Origin of the sequence: Thiosulfatimonas sediminis, assembly GCF_011398355.1 — a bacterium.
In the GTDB taxonomy this organism is placed as follows: Bacteria; Pseudomonadota; Gammaproteobacteria; order Thiomicrospirales; family Thiomicrospiraceae; genus Thiomicrorhabdus; species Thiomicrorhabdus sediminis_A.
Genome location: NZ_AP021889.1, coordinates 1,635,691 through 1,658,762, shown reverse-complemented (window position 1 = coordinate 1,658,762; position 23,072 = coordinate 1,635,691). Strand labels below are relative to the sequence as shown.

Here is a 23,072-nt window from a genome sequence, read left to right as displayed (position 1 = left end):
CGGTTAGTCGGTTTTTGATTGCGATTAGTTAACGGCCGGTTACGCTGTAATAAGTTTCGTTGCCATTGCCTTACGTTGATTAAGGGGCCACTGAACAAATCCCCTTTGAATTAGCGCTTATTTTTCTTCTAGGATAGAGTATGGCAGTGGTTCAATAATCGCGCTTTGCCCCTCTGAACTTTGTAATTCGCCTTCTACTGCATCCAGCGATTTTAAGGTACCGATGGCATTGCATAGGCAACCATTGAAAATGTCCGCTCGACAGTTAATGACATCCAGTTTATGGATTTTACCTTGTGAGTCGGTTAAGGCTAGAACGTCACCAGCGTGTAAATCTAGATTTTCTTGCAGGCGGATACGCAGCATACGCTTTGTGATTTTGCCGCGATAGTGAATCCGTGCGATGATTTCTTGCCCTGGGAAACAGCCTTTTTTAAAGCTGATTGCCGAGAATTTGTCGAGGTTTAAAAACTGCGCAGTGAACTGTCCGCTGGTTTTATCGGTGACATTCGGGACCGCGGCCGCAATATCCAGCAACTGCCAATCGTTATGGTTGGTGACATCGCAATTAACGCGTAGCTTTGTCCAAACGGTTTGCATCTGCTCGGCAGGACCGAAAATCGCATATTTATGATAAGGACCGGGGACTTTGATAATCAGAACATCAGCGATGCTAGGGTCTTTTGAAAGTGCGGTTTCAAAAACGGTTTTCACTTTGCTTTCCAAGCGACGCTGCACATCAATATCGGCGAACTCGCCGGCAAAACCAATTTGAATCAGCTGATTGGCAACATCTTCAATTTTAACGGCGGAACGCATAACAAACATCTGTAGACGTTTTTGAATGCTTTGCGATAGCGAGCCGTCAAAACTGAGGTAAAAATCCCCTTGGTATTTAAAGACGGTGAAAATCGCCAGAACGTTGCCTTTGGGATCGCAGTAGGCGGACATTTGTGCCTGAGTATCACTGACTTGATTGATGTCGCTGGTCAGTTGTCCTTGTAAAAAGGCTTGAGCATCATCGCCACTTACCTTAAGCAATGCTTGGTGACTTAAGCTGGTTAAAACCGGGCCATGTTTAATTAAGTAGCGTTCCAGCTCGGGGGTACCAAATGTTTGGATTTTTCCGGTTTCGTCAAACTGCGCATTTTGAGAAAGTAAAAACGTCTGCCAAGTTGAATCCATTGCCGCCGCTGTTTGCATAAAAAATCCTTTAAGCCTTAAATTTGGAGTTTGTTTGCCCAAATGGGGAGGGCAATAGAAATTACTGACTGTAATATAGTTCCCTTTGGCGGAAATTCAAGCGCACAATCTCTTGATTTGAAGAAATTTGTGAGCAACAAAAGCGTGTCAGGGCCAAACTCTTATTGTTGCGCTATGGTGATTTCGCTAAGATGAGTCCATTGTTAATTGAGACCACCTTTTTGAGTGGCCTTGCAGCAAAGTCAAATGGAGATGGCGGTGACCAGTAAACAAGAATTTTTAACTTTTATTATCGGTCGTGAGCAGTTCGGCGTAGAAATTCAGCGTGTACAAGAAATTCGCGGTTGGGAGCGACCCAATCCACTTCCGAATGTGCCACCGTTTGTTAAAGGGGTGGTGGATTTACGTGGCAATATTGTGCCGATTATCGATTTACGTGAACGCTTTCGCTTAAAAGCGGAGTATAAGCCCACGACGGTCGTCATTGTGGTGCACGTGCTGACTTCACAGGGCGAGCGGACAGTGGGCTTGGTGGTTGATGCGGTGAGTGATGTTAAGACATTTGATATTAACAGCTTGCAGCCGCCGCCAGATACCTCGACTGATATTAAGGCGCAGTTTATTATCGGCTTGGCGAGTATTGAATCCACAGAGCAGAGTCGTGCTGCCGATAGTGCGGCGAAAGTCAAAGCTTCACGCATGGTGGTGTTGGTCAATATTGACCGCTTGGTTAACGAGGGCTTAATCGAGGAAATTACCTCTGATTTGCCTTAAGGTCGCGCAGCGAGGATGAATCCTGTCAAATCGATTAACTTTTTAGCTTTTGCGGCCCTTTCGGTTTAAGTATGGTTGGTTTGGCATTTTTACTCAGATGCGGATAATCTAAATTGTAATGCAAGCCGCGGCTCTCTTTGCGGCGTTGCGCGCACATGACCATCAATTCGGCCACCATCGTTAAATTACGCAGTTCCAACAGGTCGCTGGTAATGAAATGCTGGCGATAGTATTCACTCACTTCCGCTTGCAGTGTCTTAATTCGTTTACGCGCTCGTTTTAAGCGTTTATCGGTCCGAACGATGCCGACATAATCCCACATTACACGGCGTAATTCGTCCCAATCATGGCTGACCATAACTTTTTCTTTGGGTTCTGTAATGCCACTGACATCCCATGTTTTGGCATTAAATTCATGTTCGCTTAGGGCGCCAAAGGCATTTTCGATGCTTTGATAGGCCATTTTGGCAAACACCAAGCCTTCGGCCAGCGAGTTACTGGCTAAACGATTTGCACCGTGTAAACCGGTATAGGCCGTTTCGCCAATGGCATATAAGCCTTCCAAATCGGTTTTGCCTTCCAGGTTGGTGATAATGCCGCCGCAGGTGTAATGCGCAGCAGGCACAACGGGGATCCACTGTTTGGTAATGTCTATGCCGACTTTTTTACAGCGTTGATAGATGGTCGGAAAATGCTGCTTGGTAAAGGTTTCTGGTTTGTGTGAAATATCCAGGTAGACGCAATCTATGCCGTGTTTTTTCATCTCTTGATCAATCGCGCGGGCGACAATATCGCGTGGCGCAAGGTCGGCACGACTGTCGTAGTCTTGCATAAAGGCGTGGCCGTCCGGCAAGCGCAAAATACCACCTTCACCGCGTAGTGCTTCGGTGATTAAAAACGAGCGATCTTGCGGATGGTATAAACAGGTAGGGTGGAATTGATTAAATTCCAAGTTAGCAACTCGGCATCCGGCGCGCCATGCCATGGCAATCCCATCCCCGGTCGAGGTGTCGGGATTGCTGGTGTATAGGTAGGCTTTGGATGCGCCTCCGGTGGCCAAAACGGTAAAATGCGCGGTAATCGAGTAGACTTGCTTTTCCTCTTTATTGAGGACATAAGCGCCCATGCAGCGATTACGTTTTTTATTAAGAATCAAGTCGATAGAGATATGTTCTGGTAACAGTTCGATGTTTGGATGCTTGTGCACTTGACGAATCAACGCATCGGCAACCGATTGTCCGGTATGGTCGGCGACATGGATAACTCGACGATGGCTGTGGCCGCCTTCTTGGGTTAAGTGGTATGGAAAGTTTTCTTTGTCGGCACCTTGAGTTGTGAAATTTACGCCCATTTCCACCAGTTCCAGAATGCTTTCAGCGGCATGCGTGGCGACCACGGCGACCGCTTTTTCGTCGCATAATCCCGCGCCGGCAATTTGTGTGTCTTTGATATGCGCATCAATGCTGTCAAAAGGGTCAAGCACTCCGGCAATGCCGCCTTGAGCGTAAGTGGTGCTGCCTTCTTGTAAGGAGGATTTTGCGAGCACAATGACTCGGTGTTGTTTGGCCATTTTGAGGGCAATCGATAGGCCGGCAATGCCGCTGCCGATAACCAGCACTTCGGTGTGTTTGGCGAAAGAATCGGGGCTGGTGCTACTCATTTTAAGTCTCCGGCTGCAAAAAAATCGGGATTAAGGCTGCTATGATAGCGATTATTGGGCGCTTACTATAGGCTTAGTCGTTAATAATTCAAGCATCAAAATGACAATTTAGGGTGACAATTTGCTAAGGAGACGCTGTTTCGGCGTTTGATAGGTTGCAGGGTGGATATGAAACAAAGTAATCGGACGCAGGCGTTGAATGGTGATGCCTCATCATCGTCTGTGTTGACAGAAGCGGCTCAGGTGGTTGAACTGCAAGAGAATGAGCAAGGTGAGCATTTTGCACTTTTGCAGATTACGCCAAAAAACGGTTGCAGTGGTTGTGCATCCAGCGGCAGTTGCGGTACTTCGGCTTTGGCAAAGTTATTTGTTTCGGTCAAGGGTAAGCCAATTCGGGTGCCTAACCGTATTGGCGCGCAGCTTGGCGAAGAGGTGTTGGTCTCAATGGATGAGTCACGATTGATTAAATATTCTTTTATGGCGTATGGCTTACCATTAATTGGACTTTTACTGGGCGCAATTTGCGCGCAAACCCTTGTAAACGGCGGGTTTTCCTCGGATTTGTCGGTGTCCCATAAAACGCCTGCGTTGGTTGAATTGGTCACGGTGTTGGGCGCCGCTTGCGGGATGTTTTCCGGCTGGTGGATTACCCGTAAATTTTATCAACCGGTGTTGCCGGAAATGCACAAAATGGTTATCAATGATGAGCAACACCATGAAAAAAAATAAATTACAAACAATCTATAGAACAAAGGTGGTAAGGATGAGATTGAGTTTCGTATCTAAAAACTCCTTGGTCGCGATGATGCTGGTCTTGGCAGTGATGCTATTGCAACCAAGTTTAAGTTATGCCAAAACAAATGAGTATGGCCTGCCGGATTTTACTGAGTTGGTCGAACAAAATAATAAAGTGGTGGTGAATATTTCCACCATTCACAAGAAATCCGCTAAATCTGGGCAACAGCAAATCCCAGAACAGTTTCGTGGTATGCCCGAAGAGCTGTTCCGCCACTTTTTCGGTGTGCCACCGGAGATGTTTCAGCAACAGCAAGAACCGGGCGAAGATAAGCAGCAGGTCAGTTCACTCGGTTCCGGTTTTATAATCAGTGCCGATGGGTATATTTTGACCAATAATCATGTGATTGAAGACGCCGATGAAATCATTGTGCGTATGCGTGATCGCAAAGAGCTAAAAGCCGAACTGATTGGCACCGACCCACGCACCGATGTGGCTTTGATTAAGATTAATGCGACTGGATTACCTTACGCCAAAATTGGCACCAGTAAAACCCTGAAAGTAGGGCAGTGGGTGTTGGCGATTGGTGAACCGTTTGGTTTGGATTACACCGTGACGCACGGCATCATTTCCGCTTTAGGTCGCTCGTTACCAGAAGACACTTATGTACCGTTTATTCAGACCGATGTGCCGATTAATCCGGGTAACTCGGGCGGTCCTTTGTTTAATTTGGACGGTCAAGTTGTCGGAATCAACTCCCAAATTTATTCGAAAAGTGGCGGTTCTATGGGATTGTCTTTCTCAATCCCGATTGATATTGCGATGAATGTGGCTGATCAATTGAAAGCCAACGGTAAAGTGGTACGTGGTTTTCTTGGGGTGCAAATTCAAGAAGTCACCAGTGATTTGTCGGAATCGTTTGGTTTAAGTAAGCCAATGGGCGCTTTAGTGGGCGAGGTGTACGACAATACGCCAGCGAAAGAGTATGGCATTGAAGCGGGTGACGTTATTTTGGAATTTGATGGCAAGTTGATTGAGAAGTCATCTGACTTACCGCCAATTGTTGGTATGACACCGATTAATAAAAAAGTGTCGGTTAAGTTGATTCGCCAAGGTAAAGAGAAGATTTTGACGGTTAAACTTACCTCATTAGATAAGTCGAAAGATTTGGCGATGAGCTCTGGGGACGGACAGTTAAACAGCAATCAGCTTGGCGCTACTTTAGAAGACCTTGATAAAGAGTGGTTGAAATCCAATGGCTTACCTTACGGTGTTCGCGTCTTGGATGTTGTTTCTGGTCCGGCGGAACAGGCTGGGATGCGCAGTGGTGACGTCATTGTTACCATTGACTTTAAGCCGATCAAAAGCGTGCGTGAATTTAATCAATTACTGAAGAGTTTACCGAAAAAGCGCTCCTTGCCTGTGCGTGTGATTCGCAACGGACGTTCGGTGTTCTTACCTTTGGTACTTGATTAATCAATCGGGTTGAGTGCTTAAAGCCAGCAGGCTTTTGACGAAGATATGGGGAATGAGCGATAAATAATGTAACCAATAGAAATTTATCGTAAAATACCGCCTAACTTTTGAAAGCCTGCCCATCTAGGGTAGTTAAGCAAGTGCAGAAGAGGGTATCAACAGCGTCTATTAGGACTCTGGCTCAGTGCAGTTAAGCCAAACGACAGGATATTCCTGCTGCGCACACTTAATGAATGGATGGCGACAAGCGCACGGCGTTGTTAAAAATTCTCAAAAGGGGCTATGGGCCCCTTTTTTATTAGGGAGACAGAGAACAAGTCCCCATTGAATTCAGCGCAGGACGGTAAAGCGAAACAACGAAGTTGCGCTTGCAAGCCTCGCCCTTAGAGGCTTTGAAGAATTTAACTGCGCTGCATTGCCTGTTTTTGTCAGGTCTAGACATGACGGCAAACAGCCGCCTTGCTCAGCCAAATTCTTCTGTGCCTGAAGTCATTTGGACTTATTCTGCGTTCTCCTTAGCTTGCGGTTTATAAAAAGCGTAAACCCAGAAACACGGCTGCATAGCTAAATCTAATTTCGGAGCTTAAATGTCTAGCGATTTATCTTTAATTCGTAACTTTTCAATTATCGCCCATATCGACCATGGTAAATCGACGATTGCCGACCGCTTTATTCACTTGTGTGGCGGTTTGACCGATCGCGAAATGGATAACCAAGTACTCGATTCGATGGACATCGAACGTGAACGCGGGATTACCATTAAGGCGCAAAGTGTTACGTTGCATTACACTGCGAAAGATGGCAAAACTTATCAATTAAACTTTATTGATACCCCTGGGCACGTGGATTTTTCTTATGAAGTGTCGCGTTCTTTAGCGGCCTGTGAAGGCGCGCTTTTAGTCGTTGATGCATCACAAGGCGTCGAAGCCCAGACGGTAGCCAACTGTTATACCGCCATCGAGCAAGGGCTAGAGGTCTTAGCGGTGCTTAACAAGATTGATTTGCCGGCCGCAGATCCAGAGCGCGTAATTGAAGAGATTGAAGAAATTATCGGCATTGAAGCGGTTGATGCGGTGCGCGCTTCCGCTAAAGCGGGAATTGGCATTGAAGAGACGCTAGAAGAAATTGTGAAAAAAATTCCACCGCCGGTTGGTGATTTAGAAGCGCCTTTAAAAGCCTTGATTATTGATTCTTGGTTTGATAACTACCTTGGCGTGGTCTCATTGGTGCGAGTCGTTGATGGCAAAATCGCCAGAAAAACCAAGATGCGAGTGATGTCCACCAAAGAAGAATACTTGGTTGATGATGTTGGTATTTTTACTCCGAAACGAACGTCCAAAGACTTTTTGGGCGCCGGTGAAGTCGGGTATGTCATTTCGGGAATCAAAGACATTGACGGCGCACCAGTTGGTGATACCTTAACGGATGCGTCTAAGCCAAATGTTGATGCGTTACCAGGCTTTAAACCGGCACAGCCGCGTGTTTTTGCCGGGCTTTTCCCAATTAGTTCGGAAGAGTATGAAGATCTTCGAGAGTCGCTGCGTAAATTGCGTCTTAACGATGCCGCTTTACACTTTGAGCCGGAAACCTCAGAGGCCCTTGGGTTTGGTTTCCGTTGCGGCTTCTTGGGTATGTTGCATATGGAGATTATCCAAGAGCGTCTGGAGCGCGAATACGACTTGGATTTAATCACCACCGCACCAACGGTTGTGTATGAAGTTTTGACTAAAAAGGGGGATGTCGTTCGAATTGATAATCCTTCGGAACTGCCGGATCCGGCGACAATTGATGAGATCCGCGAGCCGATTATCCAGGCCAATATTTTGGTACCCGATGAATATGTCGGGGCTGTGATGAAACTCTGTATTGAAAAACGTGGTGTGCAGCGCGATATGTTGTATTCCGGTGGACAAGTTTCGATTAACTACGAAATGCCGTTAAACGAAGTGGTTTTGGATTTCTTTGATCGCCTTAAATCATGTTCGCGCGGCTATGCGTCAATGGATTACGAGTTTAAACGCTTCCAAGCCGATGATTTAGTGCGGATGGATTTTATGATTAATGGTGAAAAGGTCGATGCTTTAGCGATTATCGTGCATCGTTCGTTTGCTGTGCAGCGCGGTAAAGTAATTATTGAAAAGCTGCAGAAAGTCATTCCACGTCAAATGTTTGATGTTGCCATCCAAGCGGCAATCGGTGCTAAGATTATCGGCCGAACGAATGTGAAAGCTTTGCGTAAAAACGTGACCGCGAAGTGTTATGGCGGTGACGTATCACGTAAGAAGAAACTGTTGCAGAAACAGAAAGAAGGTAAGAAGCGCATGAAGTCAATCGGCAGTGTTGAACTACCGCAAGAAGCGTTCTTAGCGATACTGGATACGGGAGAATCCTAAGCATGAATTTTGAACTTATCTTAGTGTTAGTTACGCTGGTTACTGGGGTTGTCTGGTATGTTGACCATCTGGTCTGGCGTCCGATACGCAAAAAATCGACAACCAGTGTCAAAGAGCCGATTATTGTTGAATATGCACGTTCCTTATTTCCGGTGTTTTTGGTCGTTTTGATTTTGCGTTCTTTTATTATCGAGCCGTTTCGTATTCCATCCGGTTCGATGTATCCGACTTTGGAAATCGGTGACTTTATCGCGGTGAACAAGTTCGCATATGGCATAAAATTGCCGGTGGTACAGACTAAGATTATTCCACTTGGTGAGCCAGAGCGTGGCGATGTGGTGGTGTTTAAATACCCGAATGATCCGGATGTTGACTATATCAAGCGTGTAGTCGGTTTACCGGGTGACCAAGTGGCTTATCTTGGCCGTACTTTGTTTATCAATGGCAAGCCGGTGGAGCATAAAGCGATGGGCGTGTATCGTGGTAATGATTCTGGTGCGGTGATGAATGATGCTAAAGTCGTGCAAGAGACATTTGATAACGGCGAAAGTCATCAGATTTTATTAGATACCGATAAGCACGCAATTGATATGCAGCCGGTTACGGTTCCAGAAGGGCATTATTTCATGGTTGGCGACAATCGTGACCATTCAAACGACAGTCGTTTTTGGGGGTTTGTACCTGAAGAAAACCTAAAAGGTAAAGCGTTTGGAATTTGGATGAATTGGGATAACGGGGTGCATTTTAACCGTATCGGTAAGGGAATCGATTAAGTTATGGCTGCAAATACTCTGCCAAAGCTGGATGTTGAACGGATTGCGAAACTCAATCAACTTTCTGCTAAATTAGGTTACCAATACCACGACATACAGCTGTTACAGCGTGCTTTAACGCACCGCAGTGTCGGCGCGCGAAATAATGAGCGCTTGGAGTTTTTAGGTGACAGTTTGGTGAATTACATTATCGCTGATGCGTTGTTTCACCAGTTTAGCAAGTTGCCTGAAGGTGATATGAGCCGTGTTCGGGCGCATCTTGTTAAGGGTGACACCTTGGCCATTATTGGGCGCGAATATCATTTAAGCGATTATCTGGTATTGGGGCCGGGCGAATTGAAAAGCGGTGGTTTTCGTCGAGATTCGATTATTGCCGATACGGTTGAGGCGATTATCGCCTCGGTATATGAAGATGGCGGCTTAGAGCCAACGCGTCAACTGGTACATCGATTGTATGAGCAGCGTCTGCAAGAGTTGGATCCGAAAAAAGTCGGTAAAGACCCTAAAACCCGTTTGCAAGAGATGTTACAGGCACTTAATCAAGAACTGCCGCAATACAGTATTATTAGTGTAAATGGTGCTGCGCACGCGCAAGAGTTTACGGTAAGCTGTTATGTGGATATTTTAAAAACCAAATTTGAAGCCACTGCCTCCAGTCGCCGTAAAGCCGAGCAGAAAGCTGCTGAAACCGCGATTCAAACGTTGGAAAAAACGCACGCTTAATGTTAACTTTTAGGAAAAATCCATGAGCCAAGATTCATCAGACAATAGCAGAAGCTTGTCCCTAGAGCACATTTTGGCGCAGGCGGAACAAGATCAAAACGTAGTTACCGATTATCAAGCCGGTTATGTTGCCGTTATCGGCCGCCCAAATGTCGGTAAATCGACCATTATGAACGAGATGCTGGGTCAAAAGCTGAGTATCACCTCTCATAAACCGCAAACCACTCGCCACCGTATTCATGGTATTCATACCACTGCGTTGCACCAGATTGTGTATGTTGATACTCCTGGGATGCACCTTGGCGGTAAGAAGAGCATCAACGATTACATGAATCGTACGGCAAACAGTGCATTTGCCGATGTGGATGTGATTTTGTTTGTGGTTGAGGCGGGGCGCTGGACAAAAGAAGACAAAGCGGTTGCCAAGAAATTACAGAATTCCGAACAGCCGGTATTGGTGATCGTGAATAAGGTTGATAAATTCCCGAATAAGGAAGAGTTGATGCCGTTTATTCAGCAGGTTTCGCAAGAACTCTCTTTCACTGCAATGATTCCGGTGTCGGCTTACAAAAAAATTAACCTTTCAGCGATACAAGACGAAGTCTTGAAATACCTTCCGAATCGCAACGCGATTTTTCCGGAAGATTATGTGACTGATCGTTCGACACGTTTCTTGGCTGCGGAGATTATCCGTGAAAAATTGATGCGTACCTTGGGTGAAGAAGTGCCGTATGGCGCCACAGTTGAGATTGAACAATTTAAGTATGTCGAAGAAGAGGGGCGTTGGTTGATACACGCACTGATTTTGGTTGAGCGTCCTGGGCAGAAACAGATTGTGATAGGTAAAGGGGGCCAAGTGATTAAAAATATTGGTACTCAGGCACGACGTGATTTGAATAATTTGGTTGATGGCCGAGTTCACTTAGAACTTTGGGTGAAAATCAAAGAAAACTGGTCGGATGACGCGCGTGCTTTGGCGAGTCTGGGTTATGACGACAATTACAGTTCGTAGTCGTTAATCGCGTAGTGGTTGGGCAGGAGACAATTGGAACATCAAGCTGATGCTTTTGTACTGCACAGTCGGCCTTATAAAGAAACAGGGGCTTTAGTCACTTTTTTTTGTGCGCAACGCGGCAAATTTAACGCCATTATAAGCGGGGTCCGCGGTTCAAAAAAAGCCCATCTTAAGGCCGCGCTGCTGCAGCCATTTCAAGAATTGCAGTTAAGTTGGAAAGAGAAAGCTCATTCTGACTTAGTCTCTTTACGAAGCCTTGATGCGGTTTCGATTCGTCTGCCTTTGGACGGGCAAGCTGCGGTATGCGGTCTCTACGCCAATGAACTGCTCTATCGTCTGCTTTATCCGAATGTCTCTTTTGAACATCTTTATCAAGATTACGGTTCTCTTTTATTGCATTTAACCCAGCTGCAATTACAAGACGAGCAGCAACAGGCTCGACAGCAGTCGCAGGCCTTACGTTGGTTTGAACTGCAATTACTCAGTACCTTGGGGCATGGTTTTCAGTTTGATTACGATCTGGCTGGGCAAGAAATCCTTGCTGAGCAAGACTATCTTTTTTATCCGCAGCACGGTTTTGAAATCTTACATCTTGAACAGCCGATTCCTTCTTATGCGCTGCGTATTAGTGGCAGTTGTATTTTGCAATTACAGGATTTACTTGTACAACCATTGCCGCAAGTGACCTTATGTAGCCAATGTCTTAAGCCGTTGCGTTTGTTGCTTAGCAGTGCTTTGCAGCCTATTCTTGGCAATAAACCGATTGCGGCACGTGCGCTATTGCAAAAATCGATCGTGCCAGCGCAAGATTCGGTTTGATAACCACCTACGTTTATCTGTAGTTTGGTAGAATCTGATTTTCTTCACATCAACCATAGGAAATGATTATGAATCCAATATATCTTGGTCTAAATATTGATCATGTTGCTACCCTACGCCAAGCGCGTGGAACACGTTATCCAGATCCGATTAAGGCGGCTTTGGATGCGGAAATGGCAGGTGCGGATTCGATTACCTTGCACTTACGTGAAGACCGACGCCATATCCAAGATGAAGATGTATTACGCATTGTGCAGATGCGCCAAACCAAGGTGAACTTGGAAATGGCGGCAACCGATGAAATGGTTAAACTTGCTTGCGTAATCAAGCCCGAAGATGTTTGCTTAGTGCCGGAAAAACGTGAAGAATTAACCACCGAAGGTGGCTTGGATGTTCTTGGCCAGCAGAAGTGGTTAACAGAAGTCTGCGAGCGTTTGGCGATTGCTGGTTGTCGGGTTTCACTGTTTATTGATCCAGATAAAGACCAAATTTTATCGGCTAAACGGGTTGGCGCGCCGGTTATCGAGTTACACACAGGGACTTATTCAGAATTAGAAAACCCGGTACAGGTCGCAGTTGAACTGGCGCGTATTCAACGCGCCGCCGCCTATGCTGCGGATTTAGGCTTAATTGTTAATGCTGGGCATGGTCTTCACTACCACAATGTTGAAGCGATTGCCGCCATTAAAGAGATTGAAGAACTCAATATTGGCCATGCGATTATCGCTCAAGCTGTATTTTCCGGTTTGCCTGAGGCAACTCGAGAAATGAAGCGTTTGATGGTTAGTGCTCGTCAACAAGCTTATCTGGTTTAGGCGGCATGATTGTTGGTGTTGGAACAGACATTGTCGAGATCGAACGCATTGCACAACTCTACGCGAAACAGGGGTTGCGTTTTGCGCAGCGCCTGTTGTCGACGCAAGAGTTGCAAGAGTTTGAACTGGTTAAGTTGCCTGAACCTTTTTTGGCAAAGCGATGGGCGTTAAAAGAAGCGGTGGCGAAAGCGTTAGGTACGGGAATCGCTCATGGGGTTTCCTTTAAACAAATGACCATCGCGCATCAACCTAGCGGTAAGCCGTATTTGCTTTTAAGTGGCGAAGCGCAGATTCGGGCGCAAAAAATTGGAGCACAGGACTGGCAGATAAGCGTGAGTGACGAGAAATATTATTCGGTTGCTTATGTGATAGCGCAGTCCATCCCACAATCTTGAGTGCCTGTTTTTTGGTTTAGAGTTAATGCCATTTAATTCCTGTTAATTAATCATCTTTACCCCATCATACTAATATGAAATATACTTTTCCGATTGCTCTGCCGGCAGGCCATGTAGCGTGCTTAAGCCAACAGGAGCTACAAGAACTCTCTCAATCGTCTTCGAGAAGCTCATCTTGCCAATTTTTAGCCGATTTTATCCAGCAACATATCGAATGGATTGACCGAAAATTAATTCGTGATTTGGGTTATATCAGTGCCGCAGCCCATTACCAAAAAGGGATGCAAGTGCGGTCGGTTGAATGGTTGGGCGGTGAGGATTATGTGATGCATTTTGAATATCAATGGATTCTTTCTCAAGCCTGTTTAGGTCACTTCGAACAAGGTGATTTTAGGGATAAAGTCCGTTTTACGTTGCAGACCAATCGCAATTTAGTGTTTGATTTAACCGCCTTTGGGGCGCTTTCAACGTCAGACGAACTCTAGGGGCAATACAGAAAATACAGAATAAGTCGAAATGGCCTTAGGTACAGAAGAAATTTGACTTACTCTGACCTTTCCGAAGGTTCTTGTTGTGGCAGAACAGGGTCTGATTTGGCAATTTTTTCTTTCATGTCGTCGGATAGTTCGGAGAACATTTTTAGCGATCCCTTACGCTCTTTTTTGGCGTAATAGAGTGCCGCATCGGCCATATTAATTAGCTTGTCGAGATCGCTCGAGTCTCGCGGATAAGTGGCACATCCGATAGATGCACTGACTCTTAAGCTATTTTGGTTAACGTGTAATGAACTTTTAAATAGATTGAGCAGTTTGATGCCATATTGACTGCGTTGTAAATCGGAATTTAAACCGCAGATAATAATGAGAATTTCATCGCCGCCTAAACGAATCACTAGGTCATCGTCTTCACGACTGATTCCTTGCAAACGCAGAGCCACCAATTTAAGCACCTCATCACCAACGTTATGACCATAAGTATCGTTAATTGGTTTGAAGTTGTCTAAATCCAGATAGTAAATACAGCAGGATTGATTCGTTTGCGTCGCCTCAAGAAGTTTCTTCGGTAATTGATGGTCGAGTATGGCGCGATTATATAAGCCGGTTAGGGTGTCATGATTGGCAAGGAAATGATTCCGGTTAATCAGTTTTTGACGTTCCAATTGATTACGGGCTAATAAATAGGCGACCACAAAGCTGCTGAGGATGAGCAGGACGAAATAGGGTGAATTTTGCTGTAAGGTTTCATGGGTTGAATGGTAGTAGTTTTCTTTAGGTAAATAGCTAATCAAAATCCAGGTGGCACTTTTGTTCTCTTTTGTGGTTATGAGCGTTTGCTGATTGCTCATGTTCTCTTTACTGAGTTGAGAGGGGCGTAAAGGATCAAATTTTAAGAAAGTATAGAGACCATTGGCATTTTCATATTGCCCGGAGGTGCTTTTTTGTATCGCTTGCCAAACATCTGGATAGAGCACCTTATAGGTAAGTTCTTTTTTGCGTTCAAACATAAAACCCCACTCAAATTCTGGTTTACTGGCTTTTAACCAGTAGCCGTCTTTATTGAGTAGCATTAGTTTTGAGTCTTCTTCAATAACGCTGTGTTGGTGTTCCAAAAGATCTAAGACAAATTTGCCTTCGTAATTGATGATGAGCATCCCTTGAGGCATATTGTTTTTGTCAAATAAGCGTTTACCCAGCCGTATCATCGGACGAAATGGCGCTTCTATGACGTTATATTCGATATTTAAGTCAAAAGGTGACACATAAATTTGTCCAGACTCGAGTTGGTTAATCTCCTTAACATAGTAGCGATCTTGTTTAGGTTGTAACTCGTTATCTGCTACGGTTGTAGCAATCCCGTTTTCGTAGTTGATACGAATCACTTCGTTACCGTCATTGTCTAGATAGCGAATTTGGTGATATCGTTGGCGCATTTCCGCAAATTTTAGGTAAATTTTTTGTAGTTTATTTTTTATTTGCGCGTTTTCAATGGGGCTTTCTGTCGATTCAAGTAATGGCAAGCTGCCTAGAATATTTAAATCCGCAATCACGGAATCGTATTCTTTACTGATTTCGTTTTGATAAATTTGCAGGGATAGGCTTTCACGTGCCAAATTGCTGGCAAACTCTTGCTTGCTCTGTCCAATGTACCAGCTGGAAAAATTGGCCGCGATGACACCCATAATCAACAAGAAAATAAATGAAAACAGCAGGATTTGGTACTTGAAACTAATGTTTTCGAATTTTTGTTTTCTTAATACACGCATTTTGTAAGCCTAGCAATTTGCTGGTTAATTAAGTAAGGGAAGCCAAAATAAGTTCGATAAACGCTTTGCAAAAAATGAGCTTAGGCACAAGTGCCTAAAGAGACATAGAATAAGTCCCCATTGATTTAAGCGGGGCCTTGCAAGGTGCAAATTCTAGGCTTGCTTCGAAATGCCCAGCCATTTGGACTTATTCTGTGTCTCCCTAGGTGTCACGGGTCTCAACTTAATAACCCTGATTACTCCGTTTACCTAAATTTTGCGTTGTTTAATCTCATTTGGGCGTGTCTGAGCTTGCTAAGGAAAAGTATAGGACTAATGATGAGCAAACGGTAATGTATTCACAAAAGATGGGGTTAATTTACGGCAATAATTAACCGACATTAATTTCACGTTGATTTCCTTAGTCACTAAGTAAAGAAGCTAGAAGCAAGATTAGAGTTTGCGCCTTGCCATCCTGCTTTGAAGTTAATGGGGCTTGTTCTGTGTCTCCCTTGCGAGACAGTTGTTACAATGGGTTCTAATTGTTAATAAATGACAGGCTACACACAGTGCAATCCGTTAATTTTTTCCTTTTCCCATTATTGGCAATCAGTGGCGCCTTGCTAGGACTTGTCGCTGCAGATTGGTTGGTGAGCCTTAAGTCTTGGATTGTCCCCTTACTGATGTTGATTATGTTTTTCATGGGCTTAACCTTGTCATGGCGTGATTTTAAGCAGGCTTGGTTACTGCGCAAGCTGGTTTTTTGGGCTGTTGTATTACAGTTTGTCTGGATGCCTTTATTGGCTTTTGTATTGGCGTTCACCTTTCAACTTCCGCAAGAGTGGTTAATTGGCATGATTTTAGTCGGTGCAACGGCTGGAGGTACGGCGTCGAATGTGATGACCTATCTGGCTGGTGGTAGTGTCGCGTTATCTGTCTCGATGACACTCTTTTCTACTTTGTTAGCGGTACTCTTAATGCCTTGGATTACTTGGTTGTATTTGCAAAATAGCATTGATATACCCGCATTAGGAATGCTGTTGAGCTTGCTTAAAATCGTGCTTGTGCCAATTGTCTTAGGGATGCTTTTACGCCATTTTGCCAGTCAATCGGTGACTTTGTTTAGCCCTGTTTTACCGTATTTCGCAATTTTGGCGATTGCCTTGATTATTGCGATTGTTGTGGCTCTAAATCAAACCAATTTATCTGCTTTGAGTCTGTTACTCGTCTTAGCGGTGATATTGCACAATTTGGGTGGTTTGGCTGCCGGTTATGCCTTGAGTCGCTGGTTGGGGTATGATTCGGTGGTAGCGCGTACCGTGGCCATTGAAGTTGCGATGCAAAATTCCGGACTAAGTGTGGCATTAGCCTTGAAGTATTTTAGTGCCGCCAGTGCCTTACCCGGCGCCTTGTTCAGTTTGTGGCATAATCTATCTGGAATTTTATTTGCTGCTTATTGGCAGCGTAAAGACAAATAACGAAGTTTACATTGAAAAACGATTAAAACGAATATATTAAGCAGTGATAATGACGCAAATAGCGTAGATTTCAACACTTTATTTAAGAAAATTCAGACCAATCCCGCGCTAAAATCAATGGGAATTTGTACTGTGTTATCTTAAGGCAAGTCTTACAAAGGTTTTATAACGGATGAATCAAAGTGCTACCCAAGCTCCCTTTACCGCCAGCGCAGTTCGCCTTAGCAAACACCTTTTTGCGGTTGGTGGAATGGTTGCCGTCTTGAGTTTTTCAGCGCCGCTTATGGCGGATCAAATACCCGAAAAAACTGCCTTGCAGGCTGCATTGAGTGCGATGCCTAGCACCGCATTAGCCAGTGAAAACACCCAAGATCCACAAGTGGTGTTACATTCTAATTTGGTGAAATCGGCCTTATTAAATGACGCTTATGGTAAGCGTTGCCGTGGGCGCAGTGTGGCCAAGTATTTCAGTCAGGTGAATCGGTTATTCATCACCAAATATTCGACCAGCGTCAACAATTACATCGATACCTATATTGCTTCAGATTACCGCAGTTACAAAGTGGATTTTGAGCATCAGTTCAGTCGTGTGTTAGCGCAAAAAGGTGGATGTGATCAAGCCAAAGAGCAACAGTGGGATAAGCAGATGCTGGATGAATTTAAAGATTTGTTTAGTCAGGCGGAAAGCGCTGAATGGTATCCGACAATCGAGCGTTATTAGTTGCGGTTGAAATCTATTTTATCGACGCCACTTTGATCGATATCGGATTGTCAGGGTTCGTCGCTCGGCATTTACGGTTTTTCGTAAGTGATGTTGATGACATACCAATGTTTTTTGCCGGCGGGAATCGGCACGATGACCTCGTCATCCATGCTTTTTTGCAGGCAAGCTCGTGCCATTGGGGAATCGACCGAAATGTAGTTTTCTACACCATAAATTTCTTCTGGTCCAACAATCCGAAATCGCAGAGAATTGCCGTCTATATCTTCTAAATCGACCCAGGCGCCGAAAAAGATTTTGCCTTCTTGTTGAGGGTGATATTCGACAATGGTGATGCTCTCAAGTGTCTTGCGCAAGAAGCGGACTCGACGGTCAATTTCGCGCAATCTCTTTTTATTATATTGATAATCAGCGTTTTCCGAACGGTCTCCCAAGCTGGCTGCCCAAGCAACAATTTTCGTCACTTCTGGGCGCTCTTTGCGCCACAGTTGGTCGAGCTCTTGTTGGAGTTTGATAAAACCTTGTTTGGTAATTAAGTGGCTTTTCATCGTGGTTGCATCGGTTGGTTAAGAAACAGGCATTCTAATCGGCTAAAGCGCCGCTCGCGACTAATTTTTGATAAATGGCTTCCGCTAATACACGATAGCCTTGCTGATTAAAATGCACATAATCAGACTTTAGGGAGGGGCGTAGCATAATATCGCTGACAATTTCGTCTTCAAGCGGAATGGAAAATCGCTGCGCCAGGGTTTGATAAAACGGCGCACTGTCAGAAAAGAGTTTTTTTTCTGGTACCCCAATCAATAAAACCGGAATTTGTCTGTTTTCTAGCAAACTGAGCATTTGCGCCAAATTGGCTTCGGTTTGCGTAACTGGTTTGTTTTGTAGAATATCATTACCGCCTTCAAACAAAATCAGCAAATCAATACGCGTGGAAGAGTCTTGCAACAGGGCGGTTAAGCGCGTCAAACCTTCAGCGGTGGTTTCGCCGGAAACCCCAAGATTTAACACGTTCCGACCAGAAAGTTCTGCCAAAATTGCAGGGTAAGCTTGCGCTTGCGAGACGCCATAACCGGCGGTCAAGCTGTCGCCAAAAGCGACGATTTGTGCATCGAGAGGCAGAGGAGAAAGCGGTGGGCGTGAACAAGCGCTTAACAGCAAAAGTAAGCTGATGACAACGAGACGGAAGAGGGTGCTGAACATGGTTAAGTGACCGCGTTGACTGTTGAATAAAGAGTTCTATTATTCAAGAAAATCACGGCTTTGACAAATTCCCCAGTCCGTCGTCAGTTGGTTATCATGTCGGCCTATTTGATTAGCGATATTGGCGTAAATACCAGCCTTCGAAAATTCGCTTCGCCCAGTGAAATAGTCGACAAGGTGGCAGTAGCGTTGTACCTTTAGCGCTGCGCTTGATAAAAATGCCGTGGCTTAGGGTGTCAATAATGCAGACCAGCTCGTGTTTAAACTCAACAAAGTCGCTTTGTCCGTTGAGTTCTTTAGTGAGATTGTCTGCCGCCGTTTTCGCTTGTAGGTCTGCGGCGTGCGCCTGTTTAGCTTGCCAATCCGGGCCGGGGAAGCTGCCCGCGTCGCCAGCGACATAAACTTTTGACATTTCAGTAACTTGCGCAAACATGTTGGCAACAATCATACCACCTGGAGATTGCGGTAAGCTACTTTGTGGCAGCCATGCTGGGCCAGTCATACCCGGCATAAATAGAATTAAATCGGCGCCAAATTGCGCATTTTCAGTTTTCACTAGGTTGGCTTCAAAACCAAGTATTTTTTGTCCCAAACGCGTTTCAATGTTCTGTTTTAGCATCATCCGCAAGATGTTGTGGGGCACGTTTTCACCCAGACGTTTGCCTGGTTCCGATGCTGGATTAAAGAAAACAAGTTTAAATTTATCGCGTCTGCCTTGTTGGCGTAAAAGTGTGTCTATACCAAATAGAAATTCAAACATTGGCCCTCCGCGCATTGCCGATGGCTCTTGCGGATTGCCGCCAAACCCGATTGCAATGGTGCCACCTTCCATTTGCGCTAAGCGATCACGAATCTTTTCGGCCGCGGCAATCCCTTCACACGGAGTAATGGCGTGTTCGATTCCGGGCAGTTTTTTCATAAAGCGTCCGCCGGAAGCGATAATCAGTCCGTCATTGGCATAGGTTCCATTATCAGTATGTACTTCACGGCCATCTGCTGATATGCCGGTCACCTGTGCAGCAATATGTTGAATTCGATTTTTGCGAAAAAAAGAGCCTAAGTCGACCCGCAAATCGACGGCGTTTCGCAATCCGGCCGGAATCCAAATAAGACTGGGCAGGTAGATAAACTCTGCAGACGGTGAAATGACCGTGATCTGCGCTAAAGGATTTTTTTTACGAAGTTGTTTAACCGCGGTCAAGGCGGCAAAACCACTGCCGAGAACGGTTATTTTAGGATGTGTGGACATGGAAAAATCTCTGTTTAAAGTGGGGAAGTAATAAAAACAGTTTAAATTAAAAATATTAATCTGGTTATTTAAATAAATTATGACTTGTTTTAAAAATAATTAATCACGCGTTTTTAAAAATGTTATTGCGCGGTTTAGGTTCGGCTGAATGCTTTAGAATGAGCGGTGTTTTTTGACGAGCATTGCAGGGAATAGATTAAACATGACACAGCAAGTACAAACGCACTTGATTCTTGGTGGTGCGCGTTCCGGTAAAAGCGCCTATGCCGAAAAGCAAATGTGTGCATGGCAAGCGCAAAATGATGGCGTAGTTTATTATTTGGCAACCGCCCCGCGTACTTACCCTTTGCAGCAAGCCGATGGCCAGACGGACACAGAAATGTTACAGCGTATCGCGCAACATCAGCTGCAACGTCCTTCTAACTGGCAGACGCTTGAGGAGCCGCTTTATTTAGCTAAGGCATTGCAAGAAGTTGAGCAATTTGCGGCAACGTCATCCAAAAAAACGGCGGTGTTACTGGACTGTTTAACTTTGTGGATGCTTAACCTTATCGAAGCCGATTGCCGTGAAGCGCAGACACATGCCTTTTTGGATTATCTGGAAAGCACGAATTTGAAACTCATTGTTGTCAGCAATGAAGTCGGCTTGGGGGTGGTGCCAATGGGTAAATTAAGCCGTGAATTTGTTGATGAACTAGGGCGTTTGCATCAAGCGGTGGCGCAACGCGTCGAAGCGGTCAACTTTGTTACTGCTGGCTTGCCCATGCGGTTAAAATAAGCGGCGTATTTTAAATTCACGTTAAAGGATTGATTGTGACCCAAGAATTTTTTGCATCTGTTTGCCAGCCTGATGAGCAAACTCAACTGGACGCCTATGCGCGACAAGCGATTTTAACCAAGCCGCAAGGCGCTTTAGGATTGTTGGAAGAGATTGCTGTACGTCTTGCTGGAATGCAGGGTACGGCCAATCCGCAAATCAAACAGCCATGGGTGAGTGTGTTTGCTGCCGACCACGGAATTGCCGCAACTGGCGTATCGGCTTTTCCACAAGTCGTGACTCAAGAGATGGTGAAAAACTTTTGTCGCGGTGGCGCGGCAATTAATGTCTTAGCCTGTTTTGCACATGCGAATTTTGAAGTGGTGGATGTGGGGGTGATTCAAGACGTAGCTCCCTTAGCTCATTTAGTGAGTGCTCGCGTTGCGGCCGGTACGCAAAATTTTTTAGAGCAGCCGGCGATGAGTCAAGCACAGCTGTTGCAAGCTTTGCAAGTTGGTGCAGATGCCGTTAATCGTGCAAAGCAGAGCGGTGCGGATCTGTTTATCTGTGGGGAAATGGGCATAGGCAATACCACCGCAGCGAGTGCAATCACTGCGGTATTAAGTGGCCAAAGTGTGTCGGCTTTGGTCGGGGAGGGTACTGGCATCGGTTTTCGTCAGAAAAAACAGAAAGTGCAATCTATTGAGCAAGCGATTGAACTTCACCAAGCGCACTTAACATCGCCATTACGTGTTTTGCAATACTTAGGTGGTTTTGAAATTGCCGCGATGACCGGTGCTTATTTACGTGGTGCGCAGCTTGGTATGCCAATGGTCGTTGATGGCGTCATCGCCTCAGTCGCGGTTTGGGTAGCCGATTTTATCGCCCGCAATGACCAACTGGCAGGCTGTACTTCGGTGGAGCAGATGATGGAGTTAGGTAAATATTCGCTGCCGGAAACGCTTTTCTGCACTTGCGGCTCTCTGCCTCGGATTACAGAATGGTGCTTCTTTGCGCATCAATCGGTCGAGCCGGCACATGCAGTGATTTTAGAAGCATTAGGCGTGACTCCGATGCTGAATTTTGAGATGCGTTTGGGCGAGGCTTCTGGCGCAGCGCTGGTCATTCCGTTGTTGCAACAAGCTTGTGCGTTACACAATCAGATGGCCACATTTGAACAAGCCGAGGTCAGTGGTGCTCATTGATATTGTGCGGCATGGCGAATGTGCTGATAGCGCTTTTTTACGTGGTCGTTGCGATTCGCCTTTAACGGCGTTGGGCGAGCAGCAAATGCGTCAAGCGTTGAGTGATGTCGTTCCGGCCGATTTGGTGTTTAGTGCGCCAGCACAACGCAACCTGCATTTCGCGCGTGCACATTATCCCGATGTACAGGTGCTGGAGGCCTTTGCTGAAAGAGATTTTGGTGATTGGGACGGTTTGAGTTTTCAAGCGGTGCAGCAGACCGATGCTGAGCGTCTGGAACTTTATTTACAAAATCCATTTGCCGATGTCATTCCCAACAGCGAATCCTTGGTCGATTTTGAAAAACGCATCGCGGCTGGATGGTTGTATCTCTGCGGTTTACCCGTCGAGTCGATATTGCTATTTAGCCATTCCGGTGTACAGCGTGTGTTGTTAAAAAAAATTTTAGGTTTTCCAAACAAGTCATTGTTTAATTTAAAAATAGGTTATGCGGCTCGGATTCGATTGGACGTTCAGAAAACCTCGCAAGGGTATTTTACTCAGTTGGTCGAAATCGCTCAGGTTAAGCTGTCATGAAACGGTTTTGGCACGGGTCTCGTGAGTGGTTTATGGGGTTGTTACTGGCGTTGCAGTTTTTTAGCCGGCTGCCACTGCCATTTGCGGTTTATAGCGCACGTCGCCAACAACGTTTACTTGGGTATTTGCCGCTGGTTGGTTTGGTGTTTTCCGGCTTGAGTCTGTTGCTGTTTGTCGCCCTGCCTGAAGTGTTGCAAGTATTTTGGCCAAAAATTTCCGTTTGGCATCTGTTAGGTCCGCATGAGTGGGCGTTTGTTGTGTTAGTTTGGACGGTCTGGCTCAGTGGTGCGTTGCATTTAGATGGTTTGGCGGATGCGGCCGATGCCGCGCTAGGGACGATTGCCAATCCGCAGAAAGCGCAACAGATTATGCATGATAGTCGGGTTGGCACAGGCGGTGCGGTTGCGCTGAGTTTGCTGTTGTTAGGTAAATGGCTCGCATTAAGTTCGGTTTTTGTTTGGCTGGCCGAACAAGAGACGCTGAGATGGCAAATTTTCGCTTTGGGTTTGTTAGGGTTACTGCCTTTTGTCGCCCGAATTATGCCGTTATTGTTGGTAAAAACCTGTCCTTGTGCGACCCAATCGGTACCGCATCAACAATTGTTTGCTGCCTTGTCGAGTAGGGTTGTTATTGTTTATTTGAGTAGTGCGCTGTTGTTATCTTTGTGGTTGGCTTATGCGCTATCGATGACTGCTGCTTTGTTGTTGATTGTCCTGATGTTTGTGGCTTGGTGGTGGATGCGCCGTTTTGCGATGCGATTGCTGCAAGGGGTGAATGGCGATTTACTGGGTATGAGTATTGAGATGAGCGAATTGCTTTTGTTATTTGCGCTGGTTGCCCTGTTGCGAACGCTTGTCTAAT

The 23,072-nt window shown here is 45.5% G+C and carries 23 protein-coding genes; 17 read left to right on the top strand and 6 right to left on the bottom strand.

Going from position 1 to position 23,072, the window contains the following annotated elements:
* Nucleotides 1–117 precede the first annotated feature (117 nt).
* The gene (gene ygfZ / locus HRR27_RS07680) at nt 118–1,203 is read right to left on the bottom strand and encodes a CAF17-like 4Fe-4S cluster assembly/insertion protein YgfZ (protein WP_173272471.1); all 1,086 of its coding nucleotides are present in this window, start codon (nt 1,201–1,203) and stop codon (nt 118–120) included.
* Between the two features lie 231 nt (nt 1,204–1,434).
* On the opposite strand from ygfZ, the gene HRR27_RS07675 reads away from it, so the two are divergent.
* The gene (locus HRR27_RS07675) at nt 1,435–1,977 is read left to right on the top strand and encodes a chemotaxis protein CheW (RefSeq protein WP_243830811.1); all 543 of its coding nucleotides are present in this window, start codon (nt 1,435–1,437) and stop codon (nt 1,975–1,977) included.
* Nucleotides 1,978–2,011: 34 nt separating this feature from the next.
* Here HRR27_RS07675 and nadB read toward each other — a convergent pair whose 3' ends face one another.
* A complete protein-coding gene (nadB, locus tag HRR27_RS07670) occupies nt 2,012–3,637 on the bottom strand; it encodes an L-aspartate oxidase (RefSeq protein WP_173272469.1) in 1,626 nt (541 codons plus the stop codon).
* 168 nt (nt 3,638–3,805) lie between these two features.
* On the opposite strand from nadB, the gene HRR27_RS07665 reads away from it, so the two are divergent.
* From HRR27_RS07665 to HRR27_RS07620, 10 genes are all read left to right on the top strand, one after another.
* A complete protein-coding gene (locus HRR27_RS07665) occupies nt 3,806–4,366 on the top strand; it encodes a SoxR reducing system RseC family protein (RefSeq protein WP_173272468.1) in 561 nt (186 codons plus the stop codon).
* A gap of 34 nt (nt 4,367–4,400) precedes the next feature.
* The gene (locus HRR27_RS07660) at nt 4,401–5,849 is read left to right on the top strand and encodes a DegQ family serine endoprotease (protein ID WP_173272466.1); all 1,449 of its coding nucleotides are present in this window, start codon (nt 4,401–4,403) and stop codon (nt 5,847–5,849) included.
* Nucleotides 5,850–6,436: 587 nt separating this feature from the next.
* A complete protein-coding gene (gene lepA, locus HRR27_RS07655; protein WP_173272464.1) occupies nt 6,437–8,242 on the top strand; it encodes a translation elongation factor 4 in 1,806 nt (601 codons plus the stop codon).
* A 2-nt stretch (nt 8,243–8,244) separates the two neighbouring features.
* Nucleotides 8,245–9,015, top strand: a complete 771-nt coding sequence (gene lepB / locus HRR27_RS07650; RefSeq protein ID WP_173272462.1) for a signal peptidase I — start codon at nt 8,245–8,247, stop codon at nt 9,013–9,015.
* 3 nt (nt 9,016–9,018) lie between these two features.
* On the top strand, nt 9,019–9,738 hold the full coding sequence (rnc, locus tag HRR27_RS07645; protein ID WP_173272461.1) for a ribonuclease III: 720 nt from the start codon (nt 9,019–9,021) through the stop codon (nt 9,736–9,738).
* Between the two features lie 22 nt (nt 9,739–9,760).
* Complete coding sequence (era, locus tag HRR27_RS07640) at nt 9,761–10,750, top strand: GTPase Era (protein WP_173272459.1); 990 nt, start codon at nt 9,761–9,763, stop codon at nt 10,748–10,750.
* 33 nt (nt 10,751–10,783) lie between these two features.
* Complete coding sequence (gene recO / locus HRR27_RS07635; RefSeq protein WP_173272457.1) at nt 10,784–11,572, top strand: DNA repair protein RecO; 789 nt, start codon at nt 10,784–10,786, stop codon at nt 11,570–11,572.
* 68 nt (nt 11,573–11,640) lie between these two features.
* Complete coding sequence (gene pdxJ, locus HRR27_RS07630; protein WP_173272455.1) at nt 11,641–12,387, top strand: pyridoxine 5'-phosphate synthase; 747 nt, start codon at nt 11,641–11,643, stop codon at nt 12,385–12,387.
* 5 nt (nt 12,388–12,392) lie between these two features.
* Nucleotides 12,393–12,782, top strand: coding sequence for a holo-ACP synthase (acpS, locus tag HRR27_RS07625; protein ID WP_173272453.1), 390 nt, complete (start codon nt 12,393–12,395; stop codon nt 12,780–12,782).
* 74 nt (nt 12,783–12,856) lie between these two features.
* Nucleotides 12,857–13,267, top strand: coding sequence for a hypothetical protein (locus HRR27_RS07620; protein ID WP_173272451.1), 411 nt, complete (start codon nt 12,857–12,859; stop codon nt 13,265–13,267).
* A 59-nt stretch (nt 13,268–13,326) separates the two neighbouring features.
* On the opposite strand, the gene HRR27_RS07615 is transcribed toward HRR27_RS07620, so the two are convergent.
* Entirely contained in the window at nt 13,327–15,045 is a 1,719-nt protein-coding gene (locus HRR27_RS07615) for a sensor domain-containing diguanylate cyclase (protein WP_173272449.1), read from the bottom strand.
* Nucleotides 15,046–15,593: 548 nt separating this feature from the next.
* Between HRR27_RS07615 and HRR27_RS07610 the strand changes: the two genes are divergently transcribed.
* Nucleotides 15,594–16,502 (top strand): bile acid:sodium symporter family protein, encoded by a 909-nt coding sequence (locus HRR27_RS07610; RefSeq protein ID WP_243830810.1) that lies wholly within the window; start codon nt 15,594–15,596, stop codon nt 16,500–16,502.
* Nucleotides 16,503–16,674: 172 nt separating this feature from the next.
* The gene (locus tag HRR27_RS07605) at nt 16,675–17,223 is read left to right on the top strand and encodes a hypothetical protein (protein WP_173272447.1); all 549 of its coding nucleotides are present in this window, start codon (nt 16,675–16,677) and stop codon (nt 17,221–17,223) included.
* A gap of 71 nt (nt 17,224–17,294) precedes the next feature.
* On the opposite strand, the gene greB is transcribed toward HRR27_RS07605, so the two are convergent.
* The 3 genes from greB to HRR27_RS07590 form a co-directional block, all read right to left on the bottom strand.
* The gene (greB, locus tag HRR27_RS07600) at nt 17,295–17,771 is read right to left on the bottom strand and encodes a transcription elongation factor GreB (RefSeq protein ID WP_173272445.1); all 477 of its coding nucleotides are present in this window, start codon (nt 17,769–17,771) and stop codon (nt 17,295–17,297) included.
* Nucleotides 17,772–17,805: 34 nt separating this feature from the next.
* A complete protein-coding gene (locus tag HRR27_RS07595; protein WP_173272443.1) occupies nt 17,806–18,426 on the bottom strand; it encodes a GDSL-type esterase/lipase family protein in 621 nt (206 codons plus the stop codon).
* A 112-nt stretch (nt 18,427–18,538) separates the two neighbouring features.
* Nucleotides 18,539–19,675: an NAD(P)/FAD-dependent oxidoreductase gene (locus tag HRR27_RS07590; RefSeq protein WP_173272441.1), complete on the bottom strand. Its 1,137-nt coding sequence runs from the start codon at nt 19,673–19,675 to the stop codon at nt 18,539–18,541.
* A gap of 202 nt (nt 19,676–19,877) precedes the next feature.
* On the opposite strand from HRR27_RS07590, the gene cobU reads away from it, so the two are divergent.
* From cobU to HRR27_RS07570, 4 genes are read left to right on the top strand one after another with little or no spacing between them, the layout of a single operon-like run.
* Nucleotides 19,878–20,453, top strand: a complete 576-nt coding sequence (gene cobU / locus HRR27_RS07585) for a bifunctional adenosylcobinamide kinase/adenosylcobinamide-phosphate guanylyltransferase (RefSeq protein ID WP_173272439.1) — start codon at nt 19,878–19,880, stop codon at nt 20,451–20,453.
* 35 nt (nt 20,454–20,488) lie between these two features.
* The gene (locus HRR27_RS07580; RefSeq protein ID WP_243830809.1) at nt 20,489–21,637 is read left to right on the top strand and encodes a nicotinate-nucleotide--dimethylbenzimidazole phosphoribosyltransferase; all 1,149 of its coding nucleotides are present in this window, start codon (nt 20,489–20,491) and stop codon (nt 21,635–21,637) included.
* Nucleotides 21,624–22,211 carry a histidine phosphatase family protein gene (locus tag HRR27_RS07575; protein WP_173272437.1) on the top strand — a complete coding sequence of 196 codons (588 nt, stop codon included), beginning with the start codon at nt 21,624–21,626 and terminating at the stop codon, nt 22,209–22,211. Before HRR27_RS07580 ends, HRR27_RS07575 begins: the two co-directional genes overlap by 14 nt.
* Nucleotides 22,208–23,071 (top strand): adenosylcobinamide-GDP ribazoletransferase, encoded by an 864-nt coding sequence (locus HRR27_RS07570; protein WP_173272435.1) that lies wholly within the window; start codon nt 22,208–22,210, stop codon nt 23,069–23,071. The genes HRR27_RS07575 and HRR27_RS07570 overlap by 4 nt, the downstream gene beginning before the upstream one ends.
* Nucleotide 23,072: the final 1 nt, after the last annotated feature.